The 21,509-nt window shown below is 34.4% G+C and carries 18 protein-coding genes and 1 tRNA gene; 8 read left to right on the forward strand and 11 right to left on the reverse strand.

What is annotated here, in order from left to right; all coding sequences use genetic code 11:
* The 5 genes from QZ143_RS03955 to QZ143_RS03975 form a co-directional block, all read right to left on the reverse strand.
* On the reverse strand, positions 1 to 936 hold a 936-nt coding region (locus QZ143_RS03955), incomplete at its 3' end, for an NrpR regulatory domain-containing protein (RefSeq protein ID WP_292881442.1).
* Between the two features lie 51 nt (positions 937 to 987).
* Entirely contained in the window at positions 988 to 2,343 is a 1,356-nt protein-coding gene (glnA, locus tag QZ143_RS03960) for a type I glutamate--ammonia ligase (protein ID WP_292607496.1), read from the reverse strand.
* A gap of 243 nt (positions 2,344 to 2,586) precedes the next feature.
* The gene (locus tag QZ143_RS03965; protein ID WP_292607499.1) at positions 2,587 to 3,372 is read right to left on the reverse strand and encodes a HesA/MoeB/ThiF family protein; all 786 of its coding nucleotides are present in this window, start codon (positions 3,370 to 3,372) and stop codon (positions 2,587 to 2,589) included.
* Entirely contained in the window at positions 3,338 to 4,504 is a 1,167-nt protein-coding gene (locus QZ143_RS03970; RefSeq protein WP_292607501.1) for an aldo/keto reductase, read from the reverse strand. The genes QZ143_RS03965 and QZ143_RS03970 overlap by 35 nt, the downstream gene beginning before the upstream one ends.
* Before the next feature lie 118 nt (positions 4,505 to 4,622).
* Positions 4,623 to 4,732: transfer RNA gene (locus QZ143_RS03975), tRNA-Met, on the reverse strand.
* Positions 4,733 to 4,873: 141 nt separating this feature from the next.
* On the opposite strand from QZ143_RS03975, the gene QZ143_RS03980 reads away from it, so the two are divergent.
* Positions 4,874 to 6,124: an adenosylhomocysteinase gene (locus QZ143_RS03980; RefSeq protein ID WP_292881445.1), complete on the forward strand. Its 1,251-nt coding sequence runs from the start codon at positions 4,874 to 4,876 to the stop codon at positions 6,122 to 6,124.
* A 24-nt stretch (positions 6,125 to 6,148) separates the two neighbouring features.
* The gene (locus tag QZ143_RS03985) at positions 6,149 to 6,799 is read left to right on the forward strand and encodes a DUF2119 family protein (protein ID WP_292605711.1); all 651 of its coding nucleotides are present in this window, start codon (positions 6,149 to 6,151) and stop codon (positions 6,797 to 6,799) included.
* A gap of 319 nt (positions 6,800 to 7,118) precedes the next feature.
* On the opposite strand, the gene fen is transcribed toward QZ143_RS03985, so the two are convergent.
* From fen to cyaB, 6 genes are read right to left on the reverse strand one after another with little or no spacing between them, the layout of a single operon-like run.
* Positions 7,119 to 8,102 (reverse strand): flap endonuclease-1, encoded by a 984-nt coding sequence (gene fen, locus QZ143_RS03990; protein WP_292605713.1) that lies wholly within the window; start codon positions 8,100 to 8,102, stop codon positions 7,119 to 7,121.
* A 12-nt stretch (positions 8,103 to 8,114) separates the two neighbouring features.
* Positions 8,115 to 8,675 (reverse strand): chorismate lyase, encoded by a 561-nt coding sequence (locus tag QZ143_RS03995; protein WP_292881447.1) that lies wholly within the window; start codon positions 8,673 to 8,675, stop codon positions 8,115 to 8,117.
* A 13-nt stretch (positions 8,676 to 8,688) separates the two neighbouring features.
* Positions 8,689 to 9,252 carry a chorismate lyase gene (locus tag QZ143_RS04000; protein WP_292605717.1) on the reverse strand — a complete coding sequence of 188 codons (564 nt, stop codon included), beginning with the start codon at positions 9,250 to 9,252 and terminating at the stop codon, positions 8,689 to 8,691.
* 9 nt (positions 9,253 to 9,261) lie between these two features.
* Positions 9,262 to 10,515: a homoaconitase large subunit gene (gene hacA, locus QZ143_RS04005; protein WP_292881449.1), complete on the reverse strand. Its 1,254-nt coding sequence runs from the start codon at positions 10,513 to 10,515 to the stop codon at positions 9,262 to 9,264.
* A gap of 9 nt (positions 10,516 to 10,524) precedes the next feature.
* Positions 10,525 to 11,688, reverse strand: coding sequence for a homocitrate synthase family protein (locus tag QZ143_RS04010; protein WP_292605721.1), 1,164 nt, complete (start codon positions 11,686 to 11,688; stop codon positions 10,525 to 10,527).
* A 54-nt stretch (positions 11,689 to 11,742) separates the two neighbouring features.
* The gene (gene cyaB, locus QZ143_RS04015) at positions 11,743 to 12,270 is read right to left on the reverse strand and encodes a class IV adenylate cyclase (RefSeq protein WP_292881451.1); all 528 of its coding nucleotides are present in this window, start codon (positions 12,268 to 12,270) and stop codon (positions 11,743 to 11,745) included.
* 499 nt (positions 12,271 to 12,769) lie between these two features.
* Between cyaB and QZ143_RS04020 the strand changes: the two genes are divergently transcribed.
* The 6 genes from QZ143_RS04020 (at position 12,770) to QZ143_RS04045 (ending at position 21,501) form a co-directional block, all read left to right on the forward strand.
* Positions 12,770 to 13,315 carry a TATA-box-binding protein gene (locus QZ143_RS04020; RefSeq protein ID WP_292605725.1) on the forward strand — a complete coding sequence of 182 codons (546 nt, stop codon included), beginning with the start codon at positions 12,770 to 12,772 and terminating at the stop codon, positions 13,313 to 13,315.
* 12 nt (positions 13,316 to 13,327) lie between these two features.
* The gene (serB, locus tag QZ143_RS04025; protein ID WP_292605727.1) at positions 13,328 to 14,935 is read left to right on the forward strand and encodes a phosphoserine phosphatase SerB; all 1,608 of its coding nucleotides are present in this window, start codon (positions 13,328 to 13,330) and stop codon (positions 14,933 to 14,935) included.
* Between the two features lie 41 nt (positions 14,936 to 14,976).
* Positions 14,977 to 15,138 (forward strand): hypothetical protein, encoded by a 162-nt coding sequence (locus QZ143_RS04030; protein WP_292881453.1) that lies wholly within the window; start codon positions 14,977 to 14,979, stop codon positions 15,136 to 15,138.
* Between the two features lie 152 nt (positions 15,139 to 15,290).
* Positions 15,291 to 17,447: a DNA topoisomerase I gene (gene topA / locus QZ143_RS04035; protein WP_292881455.1), complete on the forward strand. Its 2,157-nt coding sequence runs from the start codon at positions 15,291 to 15,293 to the stop codon at positions 17,445 to 17,447.
* Between the two features lie 195 nt (positions 17,448 to 17,642).
* Complete coding sequence (locus QZ143_RS04040; RefSeq protein WP_292881458.1) at positions 17,643 to 20,354, forward strand: STT3 domain-containing protein; 2,712 nt, start codon at positions 17,643 to 17,645, stop codon at positions 20,352 to 20,354.
* A 52-nt stretch (positions 20,355 to 20,406) separates the two neighbouring features.
* Positions 20,407 to 21,501 (forward strand): GTP-binding protein, encoded by a 1,095-nt coding sequence (locus QZ143_RS04045; RefSeq protein ID WP_292881461.1) that lies wholly within the window; start codon positions 20,407 to 20,409, stop codon positions 21,499 to 21,501.
* The last annotated feature ends 8 nt before the right edge of the window (positions 21,502 to 21,509 follow it).

The raw sequence follows: 21,509 nt of genomic DNA on the forward strand, positions 1-21,509 counted from the left end.
GATTGGTTTTAATTCATCAAAATTCTTTATCTCTTCAGCTATTTTAATGTCAATCTCTTTTCCCTGTTCTTTAAGTGCACAAAATGGAGTCACGCCTCCGATGATACAAATTCCTACCATTCCATCAGGAACAGGTACTCCTAAAATATCATTTCCCTCTTCAGAAATGGATATTACTCCACCAATTCCTATTTTATTTAGTTTGTTTAATATTTCAATTGTTTGATCTCGACAAACTCCAGGAATTAGTCTGAAATTGGCAGGCAATGTTCCACTGCCTTCGGTAATCACATTCAAAACTGATGTTAAATTGGAATTTGTGAATGCGTCTAGGGGTGTGACTGATGTTTTTTTGTAAGAAATCAGGTTTGTGAATTTGGTTGGTCTTGAATCTTCAATTTTTAAAAGTCCGCCGTATTGAAGTTGTGATGCGATTCCTTCACTTAAAAGTATTCCATCAATTGTTGTACCGCAAAGGGTTGTTACTTCAATTCCACCATCATTTCCAACCTTATTTATATTAACGTAAGGGCTAACAGAAAGACCACTTTCAAAAATTTCTTTAAGTATATTGATTGAATCTTCATTATAAACAGTTGATGTGTTTACAACTACATTACCGCTTTGTGTGATATAGTTAAAGTCAGTTAAATATATCATTTCTTCAAATTTTGAATGGGTGAAATCAACCTGGTCGTAAATCAGTCCCTTTTCTAATTTTTCACGACCCAAATCTGTAATTTGCCTTCCGGAATATCCCATTCTTTCGGTATATCCTTTTTCATCCAAAATCTGCATATGGTATCTGACAGCACGTTCGCCCAAATTAAAACCCTTGTTCTTTAGCTCATCGGCAATGAATTTGGAACCAGTGGGTTTGTCCTGTACACTCAATATCCTTAAAATTTCAATCATTCGGTGTTCTGATTCTGACATTAAAAAGCCTACTTCATGGTTATTTTTAAAATTAAAAAATAATATTTAGATTTAAATATCTAAATATTTTCTTTGTTCGTATCCGAATACTTGGACACGATATTCGTCCCATTCTTGATATTTGAGCTCTAGGAATTTTTCGCTGACATGAGGTCCGAGCGCATTGAGTATTAATGGGTCTTCTTCTAAAGAGTGGTATGCTTCCCATAAACTTGTTGGCAGAACTTTAATGCCTCTTGCATCTCTTTCTTCCTCACTCATTCTGTAAATGTCATCTTCAACAGGTTCTCCTGGGTCAATCTTATTGACGATTCCGTCAATACCTGCTTCAAGCATTACTGTGAATGCAAGGTATGGGTTACATGCTGGGTCTGGAGACCTATATTCAATACGTGTAGCTTTTCCACGAGCTGCAGGCACTCTGATTAATGCGGATCTGTTTCTAAGACCATATGCTCTGTATACTGGGGCTTCAAAACCAGGAACTAAACGTTTGTATGAGTTGACAATTGGGTTTGTAATTGCTGTTATTGCAGGGGCGTGTTTGAGAAGACCTCCCATGAAATAGAGGGCATCTTTGGAAAGGCCATTTTCTGAATCAGGGTCTGAAAAGAGGTTTTTATCACCTTTAAATACGGATTGGTGACAGTGCATACCACTTCCGCTCACGCCGAAGAAAGGTTTTGGCATGAATGTGACTCTGTAATCCAGTTGGTCAAATGTAGCCATATTGTCTACAATAGCCTTAATAGCTTGTTTGAATGTAATTACTGCATCAGCTGTTTTGAGAGCGTCCTTAAATTTAAATGCAATTTCGTTTTGACCCGGTGCCACTTCGTGGTGTGAAGCTTCAACTTCAAAGTCAAGGTCTTCTAAATTCAAGGTCAATTCTCTTCTGAAATCAGGGCCTTTGTCCAAAGGTTCAACATCGAAGTATCCTGCATTATCGTAAGGCATAGGATATCCATTTTCATCAATGTCAACAATAAAGAATTCAGGTTCAGGACCTATGTTGTATTGCAAGCCCATATTTGCAATGTGTGCCAATGATTTTTTCAAGACTCCCCTTGGGTCTCCTATAAACGGCTTTCTGTCAGCGGTCCAGATGTCACAAATGAATCTGCATGTTGCGGATTCTTCAGGTCTCCATGAAAGTCTTGAATAAGTGTCAATATCAGGTTTTAATACTAAATCACTATCATTAACTCCGACAAATCCTGCAATTGATGAACCGTCAAATAACATTCCTTCATTAAATAATTCACTCATATCTTCCCCATTGAATGGGATTACAATGTTTTTGACAGTACCATTAATGTCTACGAATTGTAATCTGATAAATTTAATATTATCTTCTTTCATTTTTTCTTTTATACGTTCTATTTTTTCTTCTGGAATATCACTCATCTAAATCAAGCTCCAAATCCTTGTGGGTTTGAATTTTTATAGTCGGAAATATATTTCCTATTAAGGTTATATCTATTATTCATTACTATATAAAGATTTTGAAAAAAAATAATTATATGGCGAGATTATCTGATATTAATGTATAAAATTAATTTAATTTTATAAATTATATTTAGATATTTTATTAATTTGTAAATATCTGTTCAATTTACAATAAAAAAGAGTAAAAAAAGTGAGCCATTGTTAAAGTTCTTCTATTTCAAATGACTCGAAATTCAATAAATCAAAGGTCAAAATTTTTGGTGCAACAGTAACTTTGCCGACACCTGTTATGATTTTAAAGGCTTCTGTAGCTTCAAGACAACCAATCAAGTTTGGAGCAGGTCCAAGAGCTGGCGGGGTTCCTGAAGAAATGCCTTTCAATTCACCGAGTGTTTCATCATTTAACTCTTTTCCGAGTGATGGCAGGTTGAACATTTCCTCATAACTTTTGGTATTTGATAAAAATACGGTGACTTGACCCAATGTTCCATGGATGGCTCCATGAATGAACGGTATTTTATATTCTCTGGCCTTTCTTGAAACTATTACTCTAGTTGTGATGTTGTCAAGGGCATCTATGACAATGTCTGAGTTTCCAATGAGTTCGTCAACGTTTGTCAAATCAACATGCTTTGTAAAATTGATTACTTTCACATAAGGATTTATCGATTCAACTTTCTGTTTTGCAACCTCGCTTTTTTCCAGGCCGATGTCATTTACGGTTGCAAAGGTTTGCCTGTTTAAATTTGTCCAGTCAAAGACATCTTCATCAACCAAAACCAGTTCGCCAACGCCCATCCTTGCAAGCATTTCAATGGTTTGGCCACCAATTCCGCCACATCCGATAACTGTAATCCTTGAATTTTTGAATTTTTCCTGTTCGCTTTTTTCAACAATATCCATTTGGCGGGTCATAATTTCCCAATACTTGTTGTCAGTTGTCATATTATCACTAAAAGTGGTCAAATTCGCTTCCAAAGTATTCATGAACCTTAACCAATTCTTCTGGAATGTCCAGCATTTGAGTACAAAATGGGATGCATTCCATACATTGCACACAACTGTCTGCTCTTGAATCATCATCTATAAGGCTAAAATACTGCATTGCACTTGCTTTTGGATCATTCAGCATGTGTGCAATGTTATATTCAGTCAAACAGTTTATGATGTCCACCCCATGAGGACAAGGCATGCAATATCCGCATCTGGTACAGTTGTTTCCTAAAAATGTCCTGTATGTTCTTGCAACTTCTCGGATTAATTCCTGATCATTTTCACTGATTTCATCAATCTTATTTGCAATTTCAATATTTTCCTTAACCTGGTTGAGTGATGTCATTCCACTTAAAACGCAATCGACATCATCCCTGTTCCATAAATATTGCAAAGCCCATTCAACAGGTGTTCTTTTGACATCAGCACTATCCCATAATGTTTGAACTTCCTTAGGAATGTTTTGAACTAACCTTCCACCCCTTAAAGGTTCCATTATCATACTTCCAATATTGGTCTCTTTCAGATAATCCAATCCCATAACACCTGACTGGTAATATTCGTCCAGATAGTTCATTTGGGTCATGACGACTTCCCATTTTGGATATTCATCTATGATTTCAATCAGATAATCTACTTCTATATGTGAAGAAAATCCAACATGCTTTACCTTGCCTGTTGTTAAACAGTCATCAAGAAAATCAAGAACATCCAAGCCTTTTACCTTTTCCCAATCCGGAACGGTAAGGGAGTGGAGCAGATAAATGTCAATATAATCGGTTTGAAGTTTTTTAAGCTGTTCATCAAGATAAAAATCAAAATCTTCTTTTTTTTCAATAGCCCATGAGGGGGACTTTGTCGAAAGTAAAATATCTTCTCTGTAATTATTTTCTTTTAAAAACTCTCCAACAAAGGTTTCGCTTTCCCCACTGCCGTCTAAAGTTTTGCTGTGGTATGGATATGCGGTATCGATGATGTTAATTCCATTTTCAATTCCGTATGTTAACATCTCGATGGCTTCACTTTCGATGATTTCATCGTTAGAACCAGTTGTTGGAAGTCTCATTGTTCCAAAACCCAGTCTTGAAACTTCTAAATTGGTTTTACCAAGTTTATTATATAACATTTTCAAATCCTCAATAACTTAACAATGATAGTTTAATTGATTAAAATATAAAATTGTTATGATTTGAAAAAAATTCTTTAAAAAAATAGTTAAGATGGAAAATTCCTGGGATTTAGGATGCCGGGGGCGGGATTCGAACCCGCGATCTCACGGTATCCCAGGAATAAGTCAGAGCACTGCTTTATTACCCTATGAGCCGTGCGCTCTAACCAGCTGAGCCACCCCGGCATCTAACAAATATATATATTTTTATCATTACATTTAAAGTTTTTGTTTTTATAGCTTTTTTTTAAAATTTCATTAAAAAACATTAAATTTAATAACTCATAAAAAAATATAATTTATTATAATGATTTTTATCGTGATATTATGAGTAAAGTTAAAGATATGTCATTAGCACCAGAAGGTGTACGTAAAATTGAATGGGTTCAAAAACACATGCCTGTTTTGGAACACATCAAAGCTGAATATGAAGAAACCCAACCTTTCAAAGGAATTACTATCGGGTCATGTTTACATTTAGAACCTAAAACAATCAATTTAGGTTTAACTCTAATGGCTGGTGGGGCTGAAGTTGCAATGACTGGTTGTAACCCATTATCCACTCATGACGATGCGGTTGCAGGAGCAGCAGACCTTGGTTTAAACGTTTACGGTTGGAGAGAACAGGACGATGAAGAATATTACCAAACCATTAACATGGTGCTCGACCACAAACCGGACATCATCATCGATGATGGGGCAGACATGATTATGGTACTCCACAACGAAAGAACTGATGTATTAAAACACATCAAAGGTGCATGTGAAGAAACCACAACCGGTGTACACAGGCTTCAAGCAATGCATGCAGACGGAGCATTAAAATTCCCAGTTATTGCAGTAAACGACGCATACACCAAATACTTATTTGACAACAGATACGGAACCGGTCAATCAAGCTTCGATGCAATCATGGGAACAACCAACATGGTCATCGCAGGAAAAACCGTAGTCGTATGTGGATACGGATGGTGTGGAAGAGGACTTGCACTCAGAGCAGCAGGTCTCGGAGCAGATGTAATCGTAACAGAAGTAGATCCAATCAGAGCACTTGAAGCTAGAATGGATGGTTACAGAGTAATGACCATCAGAGAAGCTGTAAAACAAGCGGACTTAATCATAACCGTAACCGGAAATGCAGATATTATCTGCGGTGATGACTTCAAATACATGAAAGACGGATGTATGCTTGCAAACTCCGGACACTTCAATGTAGAAATCAACAGACAAGACCTTGAAGCAATATCAACTCAAGTAAAAGAAGTACGTGAAAGTATTGAAGAATTCACTACAAAAGATGGACGTAAAATCTATCTTTTAGCTGACGGTCGTTTAGTAAACTTATCCGCTGCACGTGGACAAGGACACCCTGCTGAAATCATGGACATGAGTTTTGCTGTACAGGCATTATCTGCAAAACACATCCTCGAAAACGATTTACCTGTTGGTGTAACCAAAGCACCTGATGAAATCGACTACACCGTAGCAAGTATGAAACTCAAAGCTATGGGAATCGAAATCGATTCATTAACCGACAGTCAAAAAGCTTACATGTCAAACTGGCAAGAAGGAACATAAGTTTTCTTCTTTTTTTTTATTTTTATGTCTTATTTTAGATACATTGACAACGGTGAAGGTCCAACCAAGTTATTCATTGGTGGAGTTCATGGTAATGAAGGTGTAACTTCTTTAAAATTCATTAAGCGAATTGATGAGGAAGATTTATCTCCCGGACAATTCTATTTTTATAATTTCGATAAAACTAAGTACATCTCAACAATCAAAAAGGAGTACTATGAATCAGAGTTGGGCTTGAAAATTCTGGATTTAATCAATTACTTCGAACCGGATTTTTACACGGAGCTTCACTGCTACAATCTCAAAAACTATGATAAACTGACTTCAATGGAAAGATACAATCGTACAGGTATTCCTCCATTGATTAAATTGGGAAATCATGTTCTGGTATCATCTGTATCACCACTTATCAGAATGACTTATTTTTCAACTGATACAGTTTGCAAAACCCTGGAATTTCCCTGCATTGAAAAATTAACTCCTGATGTTGTAAAAGAGTTTGGATTTGATAAGAAATTAGCTGTTGAATCCTATGAAAATTTGCTCAAATTAATACTAAAATCTCCTTCAAGACAGTATTTTGAAAGGGAAATGTTAGTGTGGTATAAAGATCAGGTTGATTTGGCAGTCCAATATGCCCAAATGGTATTCGGTGACGATTTTCCTCCGTACTGATTTTTTAAACAAATATAATGTTGCATATGACAGTATATCTAAAGGTTCAACGTGATTATATTGATGATATCAATATTTGCGAACATACTTTTTAAAAATTAGTGTGATGTTATTTAATGTCAATGATTCCTGTCTAAGGGTGGTGAGGAATCATCAACAATGATTCAAATAATAAGGTGTTAATAGCTTTCACCGTTCCCTTAACAGCTGCCATTAACGTGTTTATTTTTCTACAATGTGTTTGTGGTGGTATTGTAGAACATTACTTGAATCATTTAAATATTGGTTTGTTTTGTTATATAATCTTTTGTAAATGTAATTAAAACCATGCATCAAGACTTCCTTGTGCTGAATTGAGATTCTTAAGTTTGTCGGATGCTTTTATTACACGGTCTTCGGAAAATCCATGTTCATAACATAAAAATTCTATTATTTTGTCCTGTTTTGGTTTTTCCCATTTGATTTTGTAGTCCGTATTGACATTATGGTTTAGGAAAATGTCACGAACTTCATCCAAATCATGGGTAGATTCTTTTTGAAGTTCAGCTATTTTTTCTTTTAATTGTCCTTTTTTAGCTAATTTCAAGGCAGTTTTTGCACCTACTCCTTTTAAACCATCACAAAAATCGGTTCCGATTAGTATTCCCATATCCACTAATTCTTCACGGGTAATGTCAAGTTCCCTAAGAACCCTGTCCAGTTCGTAGAATTCCAAGTTTCCTAAATTGGAATTGATGGCAAGGTTTCGAACAACTCTTTTGGCTCCAAATAAAAGACAATCATAATCCTGAGAAGCAACTGCATATGCATCCCCATTTGCTACAAGGTATGCTGCCTGCGCTTCACCCTCTCCTTTGGCTTCAATGTATGGTATCCCCATTAATGTCAATAATTTTTTTGAGGATTCAATGATTTCCGGAGACAATTTTGATGATCTCATTGCAAATTTACGTGCTTTTTCAGTATCTCCTTCAGCTAATGCCTGCTTATATATTTTTTCTGATTCTTCTCTTATTTCTCTTCTTTTAGCTTGAGTTTCACTTTTAAGTTCAGGCGCTTTTCCATCAAAAACATAAATTGGCTTGATATCCTTTTCAATCATTGAGGAGTTTCTATACAGTATTCCACTTAGGTGTGATGTTATGTTCCCGTTTTCATCAGTCAGTGGCCTTCCATCTCTTTGACGGATTGTTGATAAAAATTGATAAAGAGTGTTAAACGCATCTATAGATACACTTCTACCTTCCAAATCCTTAAAACTAATATTTTTTGGTTCTACAATATCTTTTAATTTAACACCCATTTTAACACCTCATTAGTCTCTAAAATAACTTATAGGATATTTTTCTTCAGTCCATATTACTGGCTTTTTCCCATGTACCATGACATATCTGCGTGCAATTATGACTTCACTGGTGTGGAAGAGTTCCTGCAATATGGGGTTTGGCTTTTCAATGAAAATTTCATTAATTTTTCTCATGGTTTCAATATTGTTTTTTGCCATGATGCTTCCGGTTGTGAGACGTTTTTCAGATAGGTCTTTAAGAACGGCATCGCTGCATCTTGCTGTTGGGATGTATGAGCGTGCATAAATTAATGGACGGCCATTTTTATGCACGATTACTTCTCTGGAATCTATTTCATCTCCAATCTCAACATCAAGCAAATCAACAATAGTTTCATCAGCTTCCATAAGATGTTGATCTAGCACAAATAAATTGACAGTACCATATAAAACATCCAATATTGGTGTAACTGGTCCTTTTAGAGATAGTAGAATTTTTTGTGTAGTTGATAGAGTTATATTATGTTCATTTTCTAGTTCTGCTATTTTTTCCCGTGTTTCGTTAATTAGTTGGTTTCCTTCATAAATCATTTAAAGCACCGTTTTAAATTTCTTTAAAATATGAAATTGGGAATATTTCCTTAATCCACATGAGTATTTCGTTGTTGCTTATAATAACATAATCACGAGCCAACATTTCTTCGTCAGTATCAAATATCTCTTTTAATTTATCGCTGGCTTTTTCAATATAAATATTGTTTATTTCTCTTCTGGATTCTATTCGGTAATTTTTTAAGATTCTTCCAATTGGTATATCTGCTCTAATCAAATCTGAGCATATTTCTTCACTACATCGGTACAATGGGATGTGTGATATTGCGTATATTAAAGGTTGTTCGTCTTTATGCATTATAACTTCTCTAAAGTTAATTTCTGTACCGACATCAACATTAACCAATTTTGCATGCTCTTCATCTGCATCTTCAAAATGCTGGTCAATGGTGGTCAAAGTGATTTTGCCATACAGCACATCTAAAATGGCTGTTATTGATCCGTCAGTAGTCAACAGTATTTTTTGTGTATTTGAGAAGTTTTTGTTGTTTTCTTGTTCGAGAGTATTGATTTTTTCGATTAAACGTTTATTTGCTTCGTTTTTTGATTTTTCCATTTTGATCACTTATAAATCTTTTGGATTGGTAATTACTCCAGTAATTGCTGAAGCAGCTACTACTTTAGAATTTGATAAGTATACTGAGGATTTAGGGTCCCCCATTCTTCCTTTGAAGTTCCTGTTTGTTGTTGATATGCAGACTTCTCCTTCAGATAACACGCCCATATGTCCACCTAAACATGGTCCGCATCCAGGATTGCAAATGATTGCTCCGGCGTCAATGAATGTTTCAATATATCCTTCATGCATTGCCTGTTTGTAGATTTCACGGGAAGCAGGAAGTATCAACAACCTTACATCATCATTAATCTTTTTATTTTCAAGTATCTCACATGCATCTTTCAAATCGGATAATCTGCCGTTGGTACATGAACCTATTAAGCACTGGTCAATATGTGTTCCTTCAATCTGTGATATTCCTTTAACGTTGTCAACATCATTTGGACATGCAATCTGAGGCTCCATATCATCAATATCAAAGTGCATTTCCTTTTTATAATTGCAATCCTTATCTGATTTTACAATATTCAATTCAGATTCACGTTTGCCGGTTCTTTGGCAAATGTAATCAATGACTTCACGGTTTGGTTCCATTATTCCATTTTTGGCACCCATTTCAATGGCCATGTTGCACATGGTTGCTCTTCCTTCAACGCCCATATTTTCAATGCTTTCTCCACAGAATTCGGCGGTCTGATATGTTGCGCCTGCGATTCCAACCTCTCCAATGATATTTAAGATGATATCTTTTGGTGCAATATATTCATTCAATTCACCTGTGATTTCCATTTTAATGGCTTCAGGAACCATAAACCATGTTTTGCCTGTAGCCCAAACCATTGCAAGGTCAGTTGCACCCATACCTGTTGAAAATGCTCCAAATGCACCATAAGTGCAGGTATGTGAATCGGCACCTACAATAACTTTTCCAGGTTCCACCAAACCCATTTCCGGAACTACCTGGTGGCAGATTCCTTCACCGTGAATAAAATTTTTAGTAATATTTTGACTTTTAATAAAATCACGACAAACCTTTTGAAACTCAGCTGAACCTATTGTATTAGCTGGAATGTTGTGATCAAAAATAATGGCTATTTTATCACTGTCCCAAACTTTATCAGCCACTTTTTCAAAAGTTTTTATGGCAGGGGGAGAAGTTCCGTCATGTGACATCGCAAGATCAACTGGAATTTCGATTATTTCGCCGGGACTTACTTCATGGCCTGCTTTTTTTGATAAAATTTTTTCAGTAATATTCATGCTGTTACCTTATTTTTTTGTATTTTTGACAATTTCTTTGAAAACGCTGTCGTTGATGTATTTTCCTTCTTCTCTTTGCTTTTTGACTTGTCTTACAATTTCAATAAGCTCATCATCACTGACATCAAGTTCACATTCACTTAATTTTGCCCTTACCGCTCTGCATCCAGAGTGTTTTCCTAAAACGAGCTGTCTTTTTTGACCAACTAATTCAGGAACATATGGTTCATAGCATAACGGTTCTTCAATTACAGCATCAACATGAATTCCGGATTCGTGTCTGAATACATTATTTCCAACGACAGGTTTATTATATGGGATTGGAAGACCGCTGGCATTTGATACGAGGTCGGATAACTCCTTGATATATTTGGTTTTGAATCCTAAATCTTTTCCATAAAGAATTTTCAAGGCCATGATGAGTTCTTCAAGGGAAGCATTACCTGCCCTCTCACCAATACCGTTCACTGTTGTGGATATACCTTTGGCACCTGCAAGAACTCCTGTAATTGAATTGATGACGGCAAGACCGAAATCGTTGTGGCAGTGAAGAGCTATATTTACATCAATGTCCTTTACAAGCTCTCTGACCATATAATCAATACCTTGTGGAGTAATTGCACCTGTAGTGTCTGCTATATGGACTCTGTCAGCTCCACAGTCCTGAGCTTTCAAGTAAATTCTTTTCAAAAATTCGATATCGGTTCTTGTAGCATCTTCCGCTGAAAATGCAACATATAAACCATGATCTTTAGCATAATCAACCGCAGTTTCACATAGGTTTATTGCATCCTGACGGGTAATGTGCATTTTATGGTCTAAATGAATATCTGAAGTTCCTACAAAGGTAATGATTCCGTCCACATCACAGTCAAGTGCAGCATCAATATCTTCAGGTTTTGTCCTTGTCAATGCTAATATGTCAGCATCAAAGCCTTCATTGGCTATTGTTTTAACAGATTCTCTTTCTCTTTGAGACACTATCGGAAAACCTGCTTCAATTTGATGAATTTTAAATTGATCAAGCTTTCTAGCTATTTCAAGCTTGTCATTAAGGCTAAAACAAACTCCTGGGGTTTGTTCACCATCTCTTAAAGTTGTATCATAAATAATAAAATCTTTTGGAAAGGCTATTTCACTTTCCTTATTATAATGACTTATAAAATATTGCAAATTATCACTTCTTAAATTTAGTATATATAATATTTATATTACTTTGTCATATTATTATAGGTTTTCTAAAAGTTCAAGATATGATGTTCTTTCAAAACCTTCTGTGATGCCTAATTTTTCAAATAATTCAAAAATGCTTTTTTGAGCATCATCATAGTCATTGCCGTCTTCAAGAGAAATTTCTATTTCCATATAAGGATTTAATCCTTCAACATCATCCAATGAAATTTCAAAATTTTCATAAGTGTAATATTGGCGGTTTTTTCTGACGGTTCTGACTTCCTTAAATCCTATTTCTTCAAAAATATCTTTTGCTTTGCCGGCACTTTCAATGCTCATCTCGACTTCTTTTCTAGTTTTGGCATCTTTGTTAAGTTTCGGACCTTTGTAAGTGATGAAAATATTATTGTTTGTTGTTCTAATCCTTAAAGCTTCATCTGTTTGCGCAAAATCCACAATTGGACTTGCAAAATAGATGTCTTCTTGGAATTCCTTTTTACTTTTGATCGCACCTAGATTTTCAAGTCTTTTTTCCATTTCCTCAAAGCTATCGATTTTAGCTTTCACTTCAACTTCTATCATTTTTATCAACTAATTATTTTTTTGTTTTGTCGATTGTTATATATTACTGAATTTTTCAAATTGCGTTAAAGTTAATATTTTTATTAGATTATGGGGGTGAATTATTAAATTTATTTGGGTCTTTTTGTAGGTTATCCATTTATTTCTCCATCGTTTTTTTGAAAGTAATTTCAAAATTCAAAAGTTATTTTTCTTAATTGAATAATCAATTTTTAAAAAATTAATCCAAACTTAATGATTTTATAAATGACCCATTAAAATGTAGCAACATTTATAAATAAGTAGGTTCTATATATTGTTTTAATTTTATATATAATTAAAATACTTATTTTCAAAATTTAAAATTTTTAACTTTTTTTGCAATTTTCAATATATACTTTAAATAAACATACATTTATATACTATTTAAATTAAATATTTTATTAGTAAAAATTTAACTGATTTTTTGTTTTCTTAAATTTTACTTACTTATTTTAAAAACACAATTGGAGGTTTTAAATTGACCGATGTTGACATAAAAATTGAAAACATTGTTGCTTCTGCAAGCATTGGTAAAGACATAGTTCTTACTGAAGTGTCTCAAGCTTTGGAAGGGGTTAATTTTAATCGTGAACAGTTTCCGGGATTAGTTTTTAAACTTAAAGATCCTAAAACAGCAGCATTAATTTTTAGCTCTGGTAAGCTTGTATGTACTGGAGCAAAGTCTATAGATGATTCCAAATTGGCAATCAAAAAAACTGTGGACTTAATGAGGACTGTCGACACCGACATTCCTGAAGAATTTGAAATTAAAATTCAAAATATTGTGGCTTCTGCAAACTTAGAATCCACATTAAACCTAGAAGCAGTAGCTTTAGAACTTGAAGATACTGAATACGAACCGGAACAATTCCCTGGTTTAGTATATAGGTTATCCGACCCTAAAGTGGTCTTATTATTATTTGGTTCTGGTAAAGTTGTATGTACTGGAGCTAAAACAAAAAGCGATGCCAAACTTGGTGTCGAAAGAGCTTACGACAGATTAAGTGAGCTAGATTTAATATAATTGGTGGTATTATTGATTAAACTTGTAGTATTTGACTTAGATAACGTTATTATTGATGGTGAAGCGATAGATGAGATAGGAAAATTAGCAAATGTTGAAGATGAAATAGCTGAAATTACTGAAAAGGCTATGCAAGGTGAAATAGACTTTGAAACTTCTATTAAAGACAGAGTTAAACTTCTTGAAGGAACTTCTATTGAAGAAATAGAAAAAGTTGCTGATGAACTTCCATTAATGCCTGGAGCTGAAGAAACCATCAATGCTTTAAAAGAAAAAGATTTAGATGTAGCTATTATTAGTGGTAGTTTTGATGTAGTGGCTGAAAAAGTTAAAGATAAACTTGGAGTTGACGCAGTTTATACTAATAGTTTCTCAGTCGAAGATGGTAAATTAACTGGTGAAGTGACTGGTCCTTTAGTATCTGGATCTAAATTAGATGTATTAAAAGACCATGTTGAAAAAGCAGAAATTACATTAGATGATGTAGTTGCTGTTGGAGATGGCGCTAATGACATTTCCATGATTGAATCAGCAGGTTGCGGAATTGCATTCAATGCTAAAGATTCTGTAAAAGAAATTGCTGATATTGTAGTAGAAGAAAAAGACTTAACAAAAGTCTTAGATGAAATTGTTAATCAATTAACCACTGATGATGCTGAAACTGAAACTGTAGAAGAAGAAGCTCAAGAAGCTGAAGAAGAAGTAGTTGAGGAAGCTGCTGAAGAAGAAGCTCAAGAAGAAAAACCTAAAAAAGCTGATAAAGGTCTTCCTAAATCTGATTTTGTTCTCGCTGACACTATGGAAGGTGTAAGAAAACAAAAAGATGAAAAAGAAGCTGAAATCTCCAAAGTTGCTGAAGAAAGGGAAGAATATAACAAAATAGCTAAAGAACAACGTAAAATTAGGGATGAATTAAACGCATCTTTAAAAGAAAACTTAAATAAAGCTATTGAGTACAGAAACGAGCGTAATGAAATCAACAAAGCTGTTGAAGCTGCTAAAAAAGCTCGTAACGATGCTAATAATAAAATTAAAAATCTTGAATGGTCTTCCGGTAAACGTGACAAAATCAAAATAGAAAACGAAATCAAAAAAATCGATAAAATTATTGAAACTCGCGTTTTAGACATCAAGAAAGAAAATCAGCTTGTTAAAAATGCTAATGATTTAAGAAAACAGTTAATGGATATTCATGAAGATGAATCCGTTAAATCTGAAGCTCAAGAGCTCAAAAAATTATCTGAAGAAGAGCATGAAAAAGTTATTGAACTTTCCGAAAAAGCTCAAACAGCTCACGAAGAAATGCTTAAATACTTCAGAAAAACTGATGACATTAGAACTGCAGCTGATGAAGCTCACAAAAAATTCATTGAAGCTCGTAAAAATGCTTCAGCTAAACATGAAGAATTCAAAGCTATCTTAAGCGATATCCACGTCATTAACAAAAAATTAGGTTCCAACAAACCTAGACGTAGAAAATCTGAAAATAAAAGTTCTTCTGGCGGTAACAAAAACCGTGAAGAAAAAGAAAGAGCTGAAGAAATCTTTGAAAAATTCAAACAAGGTGGAAAAGTCTCTACTGAAGAGATTTTACTCTTACAAAAATACAACATAGGTTAATTACATTAACCTCTTTTTTTTACTTTTTTTAGGGTTTTACAATGTCTGAAGAAAAAATTGAAACTTGTTTTATCTGTGGCAAAAAATTTGATATGAATAAGGCAGACCTTGCATATTATAGAAATGGCCAATTTCCAATATGTGATTTTTGTGCTGACTTTTATCGTTTTTATAATGAAGACTTAACTTCTAAAAATGAATAATTGCTTATTTTTTTATATTTAAAATTTTTTCTGGTTTTTTGGATATTTTTTTCCGTTAATGCAATTTTTTTTTTAAACTTTTCAATAGTAATATTTTTATATTAAAAATTTCATTAAAATAATTTATAAAAAATTGAGGTAGGAAGAATATCATGCATGAAGTAATAATTTGCGAAAAACCAAATTCTGCTGAAAAAATTGCTAAAGCACTGTCACCCAGTGCCAAAAAGAAAGTTTATAACAAGAAAGTTAAATATTGGGAACTTAAAAAGGATTCTAAAGATATTACCGTTGTTTCTGCAGTGGGACATCTTTATTCATTAACTCCTAATAATCCTAAAGACAAGGTTTATTTTGATCTCCACTGGGCTCCTGCTTATGAGGTCAACAAGAGAGGAAGCGGTTTTACCAAGGATTATGTTCGAGCCATTAAAAAACTTGGAAAAAATGCAGATTCCTATGTTCATGCATGCGATTACGATACTGAAGGAACTCTGATTGGATATAATGCTTTAAAATATGCCTGCGGACAAAATAATCTTAGTAAAATTTCCCGTATGAAGTTTTCAACATTAACTAAAAAGGATTTGCTTGAAGCATACGACAATAGAATTGATTTGGATATGAATCAGGTGGATACTGGTATTGCAAGGCATGTTTTGGATTATTATTTCGGTGTCAATATTTCCAAAGCTTTGATGAAATCCGTAAGCAATGCAAAGCACAGATTTTTAAAATTATCTGCCGGAAGGGTTCAAACTCCAACTTTGTCCATTTTGGTAGATCGTGAAAAAGAAATCAAAGAATTTGTTCCTGAACCTTATTGGTTGATTAGGGCCATTTTAGATGGAAACATTGAGGTTAATCATGTTGACGGTAAAATATTTGATCGTGAAAGGGCTGAAGATATTTTATCTAAATGTGATGGTGCTGATGCGGTTGTTGACAAAATCAAATTGTCAAAATCCACAACCAAACCGCCTGTTCCATTTAATTTAGGAGGTCTTCAAACAGAAGCCTATAATGTATTCGGATTTTCTCCTAAAAAAACTCAGGTCATTGCTCAAAATCTTTATACTGCAGGTTATACTTCTTATCCACGTACTTCTTCTCAAAAATTGCCTGAAAGCCTCGATTTCAAATCAATTTTCAATCAATTAAAAAATAATCCCGAATTCGGTAAGCACATTGACAAGTTACCTTCCAAGTTAAAGCCAAATGAAGGTAAAAAAGAGGATGCTGCTCACCCTGCAATTCATCCAACAGGAATATTGCCTTCAGGACTGTCCAAGGATGACTTTAAAATCTACAATCTGATTGTGTATAGGTTCATTTCAGTTTTCTTCGAAGCTGCCAAATTCGAATCAATGACCACAACAGTAGATATTGAAGGTGAAAAATTCAAATTTGGTCGCAGACGAGTTATTCATAAGGGATGGATGGAACATTATCCATACAGGAAAATCGATGATGACGAGTTTCCGGATATCAGTGAAGGAGATTTGATTAAGGTTTTAGAAATAATTTCAGATGAAAAGGAAACCAAGCCTCCAGCAAGGTATAATCAGGCTTCATTGATAAGGGAGCTTGAAAAAAGAGAACTTGGAACTAAAGCAACCCGTGCAGATATCATTGATAAATTGTATGACAGAAAATACATCACAGGAGATAAGCAAATTGAAGTCAATCAACTCGGAGAGAACATGATTGATACTTTAAGTACTTACTGTAATGACATTACTTCTGAAGAACTCACTCGTGACTTTGAAAATAAATTGGAAGGTATAGATAAGAATACTTCAACAAGACAGGAAGTTATTAAACAGGGTGAAAAGGAAGTAAATGTAATTTTAGGTGATATTAATAAGAATTCCAAGGAAATTGGTTCCAAGCTTTATGAATCTTACCAGGAGAGTAATGTTGTTGGAACTTGTCCTACTTGCGGTGCCAATCTTGTAAAAAGATATTCTCCAAAAACAAAAAGTTCCTTTGTTGGATGTTCAGCTTATCCTGATTGTACAACAATATATTCAATTCCAAAGGGAACAAATTTCTTAAAGAAAAAATGTGAGAAATGTGGTCTTCCAATAATTTCTTTTGGAAAGCCACGTCAAAGGGCTTGCCTTGATCCAAACTGTGGCAAGGATAAGACCAAACCGCATGATCCTAAAGTTGTGGGCAAATGTCCTGACTGCGGTAAGGATTTGTTAAAACGTTCCGGACGTTATGGTGAATTTATCGGATGCAGTGGATTTCCTAAATGCAGGTTCACTTGCTCTGTAGATGAACTAGAAAATAAATTAAAATAAAATTTATCTTTTCTTCTTTTTTGTTTAATCCACAATATTTAATAATGGTGAATTAAATATATACTACTCAATAAAAATATTTTTTCATATCATGTTTTAATATTTTTATTTGTTTCTTAATTATTTTAATTAAATTTACTGGAAATTCTATATCTTTATGGAATTTTTATAGAATGAGATGAATAGAGGATTTATATGAATAAACAAACAATATTAACAGTAGGTAAATCAATACTTATTATCTTGATTTTGTTAGCTGTTGTTTTTGCATTGAGGGCTCCTGCAGCCGATTTGCCATCAATGGATAACGAACTCAAAGCACAATATGTTGATTCATCCGGTCTTCCTTATTTCAGTGAAATGGATTCATATTATAACTTAAGGTTGACACAAGATTATGCAGATCACGGTTTTGTGGGAGACGAAATTATAAATGGTAGCGAATGGGATATGCATCGGTACGCGCCCGACGGGAATCAGATTAATTATGAGCTGGGTATCGTATATCTCACAAACTGGTTGCATGACGTAGCTAACAGTTTCTTTGGAGGAAACTATTCAATTAAGGAAATTGCGTTTTGGACTGGTCCAATCATATCTTCATTAGCTGTGATTCCGGCATTTATATTCGCTAGAAGAATATCTAACGATTGGGGAGCGATTGTTGCAACATTAATTATTGTTCTTGCTCCGAATTATTTCTCACACACATTCGCAGGATTTTTCGATACAGATATGTTCTATTACATATTTTCGCTGTTATTCGTATTTTTCTTTGTTGAATGTATACGGACGGACAATATTATTCTTAAAATAATTTATGCAATAATATCCATCGTTTCAATAGGATTATTCTCACAATCTTGGACTGGTTATATCTTTTACATAGGTTTGATGGGAATATTTTCCATTGTATATCTAATTGTATGTTATGTCTTCGACGTTGACAACAATAAAAGCGAATATTCGAGTAAAGTGTCTTGGTTTATCCATCAGGATGCGCTATTGTCACTTGTGATTCTTGGTGTAATTGGATTTGCCGGACTCGCTGTTTTCAAAGGAGTCGATGGAGTATTAGGAATATTTGGAAATTTAACTGGATTATTAAGCTTGCAATCTGCATCTAGGGTTGTAGGTGGATTCCCTAACGTACTTGTTTCTGTTGCAGAGATGCAACAACCATCCATGCTTGGTGCTGGAATGAATTCAATGTTCTTAGCTAGTACCAATGGTTTCATTAACGGTATCGGTGGTATAGCAGTATTTTTCGCAGCTTTAATTGTAGCTTATATTTTAGTTTCCAGATCTTGGAAATTCAGATCTGCAGGAAAAACAGTTCAAGTATCCGGAAAACCACAAAAAGGAGAAAGAGTTTCTGCTGCTGAAAAATTAGATGACGACCGTAAATTTAAGTTCTCATTTACGGATTTAAAATTCGGTGGTTCCAATGAGATATTGGCTAGTAAAAAATTAACAGTACTTTACGCAACATTATTTGTTGTATGGATTGCAGTTACTGCTCTTGCTGTAACTAGAGGTTCAAGGTTCATTACAACAATCGTATTGCCATTCGGATTATTGGCTGGTGTATTTGTAAGTTATGCTAGTGATTATATTAAAACTAGATTAAATAATGATAAATGGTTAGTTGTTATTGTGGCATTCTGTGGATTTTTAGCTGCAGTCCCATTAGCAACTATTAACACAATGTATGGAATAGCAATCTTTGCAGTTATATTTGCTATTGGTTTAGTTGCAATTTATGGAATGAAACCTAACGCATCCGTTAAAGTTCCGCTCAAGAAATATGTTGTTATTGCAGCTATAATTATTGCTCTTGTAACACCAACACTTTGTGGTGCTTTCCAAGTTTCTACAAATGTTTACCCAGGTACCAGCGATCCAATGTGGAATTCAATGGAATGGATTAAAGAAACTCAATCCAATGATACCGTAATTACATCCTGGTGGGACTTCGGTTACCTCTTCGAAATTGCTGCAGATAGACAAGCAACTTTCGACGGAGGTTCTCAGACAGGAAGCCGTGCTTTCTGGCTGGGTCAAGCTATGGGTACGGACAACCTGGATCTGTCGGTAGGTATATTTAGAATGCTGGATACAACCGGTGAGAGGGCAACTCAAAAGCTGGTGGATATTACTGGAGATTCCGGTCAATCAGTAGGCATATTACTTGATATTTTACCAAAATCATCTAGTGATGCACAAAAAACTTTAATGGATAAATATCATTTGAATTCAACAGCCGCTTCGGATATTGTTAATTTAACACACCCTGCAAATCCACGGCCTGTTATTTTCGTAGCATCTTCAGATATGCTTTCTAAAGCTGGTTGGTGGAGTTACTTCGGACATTGGAACTTTGAAAACCAAACCTCTGAAAACTACAACTACTTGGTACCGACAAGCACTATACAAGTAGCTCCTGGTCAAACCGCTAATTATACTTTAATGCAAGATTCAGGAATGACTGTAAATACAGTTATTGAAAGAGGAACAGGTAACAATACAACTACAGCACATGTTGAGTCTGTTTATACTGAAAATGGTCAAAAAATCATGATTAATGATACTGAATATAACCCATATAATGCTTCAAACATTATCGTGATTGAAAATAACCAAATCATGAAAAACGAGTCAATTAAAGGTGCTGAGAATGGTAACTTTACTATTTTCTTAGTTGGTAATAATAATGAATACACTCCATTCTTGATTAGTAATGAACTGGTTAACTCAATGTTCACTAGACTTTACCTTATGGGTGGAGCCGGTCAAAATCAGTTCACTTTAGTACATTCCGAACCGGGTGTAATGTTATTTAAAGTCAACTTTGATGGTAGTAGCAGTAATTCAACAGCTAGTGGAAATTCAACATCTAGCAATTAGATTAGGATTTTCCTAATCTTTCTTTTTTTTATTTTTTTTTTATGGTGATTTAATGGGAATAGAAGAGAAAATAAAGGATATTGAAGAAGAAATTCAAAAAACACCATACAATAAAGCTACTTCACACCACATTGGTAAATTAAAAGCAAAACTATCAAAACTTAAAGAAGAATCTTTACAAAGAAGCAGTGGTGGTACTAAAGGACAAGGTTTCCATGTTAAAAAATCAGGGGATGCTACTGTTGTTCTTGTAGGATTTCCTTCAGTTGGTAAATCTACTCTCTTGAATAATATTACAAATGCAGAAAGTAAAGTTGGTGCTTATCAGTTCACAACTTTAGATATTGTTCCAGGTGTCATGGAGCATAAAAATGCTAAAATCCAAGTTTTTGATATTCCTGGAATTATTACCGGTGCAAGTAGTGGTAAAGGAAGAGGAAAAGAAATTCTATCTGTTGCAAGAACTGCTGATTTGATATTGGTTGTATTGGATACTTTAAATCCACAGCATATTGATGTTATTGTAAAAGAACTAAGAGCTATTGGAATCAGACCAAATGAACAACCACCAGATGTTACAGTTAAGAGGAAAAAGCTTGGTGGTGTAAAGGTATCATCCACCTGTCCGTTGTCTCATTTGGATGAAAAAACAATCCGTTCTATCCTTAATGAATACGGTTATATTAATGCTGACGTTCTCTTCAGGGATGACGTTACAATGGATCAGTTCATCGATGTGCTTGATAGAAACAAATCCTATGTTCCGATGTTGGTTTTATTAAATAAGGTTGACCTTGTTGATGAGGCATACATTGAAGAGCTTAAGAAATACATTCCAGAATTTATTCCGATTTCCGCTGATAAAAATACAAATATTGATGAGCTAAAAGATATCATATTTGATAATTTGGACCTTGTCAGAGTATATTTAAAACCACAAGGCAGAAAAGCGGACATGGAAGATCCATTGGTTATCAAAAAGGGTTCTACTGTAATTGACGCATGCAGAAAACTGCATAGAGAATTCGTTAAGAATTTCCGTCATGCTAAAGTTTGGGGAACTTCTGTCAAATTCCCTGGTCAAAAGGTAGGTCCTGACCATGTATTGGATGATGAAGATGTTTTAAGAATTATTTTAAAAAAATAATTCCTTTT

This window comes from Methanobrevibacter sp. UBA188 (genome assembly GCF_905234905.1).
Lineage (GTDB): Archaea > Methanobacteriota > Methanobacteria > Methanobacteriales > Methanobacteriaceae > Methanocatella.